2 protein-coding genes and 1 pseudogene are annotated in these 1557 nt (G+C 73.8%); 2 read left to right on the forward strand and 1 reads right to left on the reverse strand.

What is annotated here, in order from left to right:
- Window positions 1–12: 12 nt before the first annotated feature.
- A complete protein-coding gene (locus tag E4099_RS31890; RefSeq protein WP_135342572.1) occupies window positions 13–372 on the reverse strand; it encodes an STAS domain-containing protein in 360 nt (119 codons plus the stop codon).
- A gap of 362 nt (window positions 373–734) precedes the next feature.
- Here E4099_RS31890 and E4099_RS31895 point away from each other — a divergent pair, with 362 nt between their 5' ends.
- Window positions 735–1316, forward strand: coding sequence for a sigma-70 family RNA polymerase sigma factor (locus tag E4099_RS31895; protein ID WP_135342573.1), 582 nt, complete (start codon window positions 735–737; stop codon window positions 1314–1316).
- Window positions 1313–1557, forward strand: a pseudogene (locus E4099_RS33805) (FHA domain-containing protein); the annotation flags it as partial. The gene E4099_RS31895 and the pseudogene E4099_RS33805, both read left to right, overlap by 4 nt.

Here is a 1557-nt window from a genome sequence, read left to right on the forward strand (position 1 = left end):
CGCCCGGCCCCGTCAGGCCGCGGCGGCCTCCGTGGCGCTGGCCAGGTCCGGGTAGACCTCGAAGAGGCGGCGTACCCCGAGCGCGGCGAGCACCCGGTTCACATGGGAGCCGTCCTCCGCGCCCTGAGCCGGGAGTATCAGCCGCAGCCGCCCGGAGCAGGACCGCATCAGCCGGCGGGCCGCGATCAGCACCCCCACCCCGCTGGAGTCGCAGAACCGCACCTGCGAGAGATCGAGCACCAGGGCGTGGCGTCCCTCGGCGACCGCGTCGTGGACGCTCTGCCGCACCGTGGGCGAGGTCACCAGGTCCAGCTCCCCGGCGACCCGCAGCACGACCCACTCCCCCTGCACGCCCCGCGTCACCTTCAACATCTCGCGCGATGCCCTTCGCTCGCCCAGCAAACCGGAACAATCCACTCCCAAGTGCGGCTGCCCGAGCCACTCCCCAGCGAAACGCAACCCCGTGGCAGGCACCGGCGTCGACCACCGCTCGACCATACGTTCCCACGCGCCGTGCCGCCGCCAGGTTCCTGCGGAAAGTGATGGCCCCAATACCATCCGCAGCCGTCCGCGCGGGGCACGTTGCCCGAAACGTGCGCACCTCGTAAGCCGTTCGCACTACATTCGGTTCGGAAGACGGCCCGGGAGTCGGCACGGTACGTACGACCGCCACGAGACGGGAGGTACGGCCCGCCACCGCCCGGGCAGGACCGGGACGACAGAGATGGGGACGGATGGCGCACGACACACCACCCCGCTGGGACCGCAAGATGCAGCAGCGGCTCGCCCGTGGGGAAGCCGCCGCCCTCGGCGAGCTGTACGACCGCTTCGCCTCCCTCGTCCACCACCTGGCCTTCCGCATCATGGACGACGAGCAGGCGGCGGACCGCATCACCCGCGAGGTCTTCGCGTACATCTGGGAGCATCCGGACGCCTACGACCCGCGGCAGGGCACCTTCCGCTCCTGGGTCGCCGACCTCACCCACCGGCAGGCCGTGCACCGGCTCAGGGAGGCCGAGACCGCGTCCTTGTCGGCGGGCGACCGAGTGCCCTCGGCGGCGGTCGAGGCCAAGATCCGGGACGCTTCGGCAGCCGCCCGCGCCGACTACATCGTGACCTCGATGCCGGCCCCGCTGCGTGACGCCCTGGAGCTGGCCTACTTCCACCGCCGCGACTACCGGCAGGCCGCCGCCGCGCTGGGCGTCACCGAGGACGAGGCCCGGCGCCGGCTCCGCCTCGGCCTCCAGCTGCTCTCCACGGCGAACGCGGGCTCCCCGCACACAGCGGGCCCACCCGGCCTCGGGCCGGCCCGGTGAACGGCCCGGGCGGCCCCGACGGCCCGGACCGGTTCCAGGGCTTCGACCACGACGGGTTCGAGGACGACGGAGCCGAGGGCCCTGGATTCGAAGACGGCGGGCCCGGAGACGGCGGGACTGGAGACGGCGAATCGGGAGACGGCGGGTACCCGGGCGGCAGCGGCGAGGAGGGCGGCTTCCAGGGCACCGGGGCCGACCGCGACGCCGCCGACGCCCCAGGCACCCCCGGCACCCCCGGCAC

Source organism: Streptomyces palmae (genome assembly GCF_004684805.1).
GTDB classification, from domain to species: Bacteria; Actinomycetota; Actinomycetes; order Streptomycetales; family Streptomycetaceae; genus Streptomyces; species Streptomyces palmae.

Coding starts and splice junctions, on each gene's coding strand:
- E4099_RS31890 (WP_135342572.1), bottom strand. CDS start 372: ATGTTGAAGGTGACGCGGGGCGTGCAGGGGGAGTGGGTCGTGCTGCGG.
- E4099_RS31895 (WP_135342573.1), top strand. CDS start 735: ATGGCGCACGACACACCACCCCGCTGGGACCGCAAGATGCAGCAGCGG.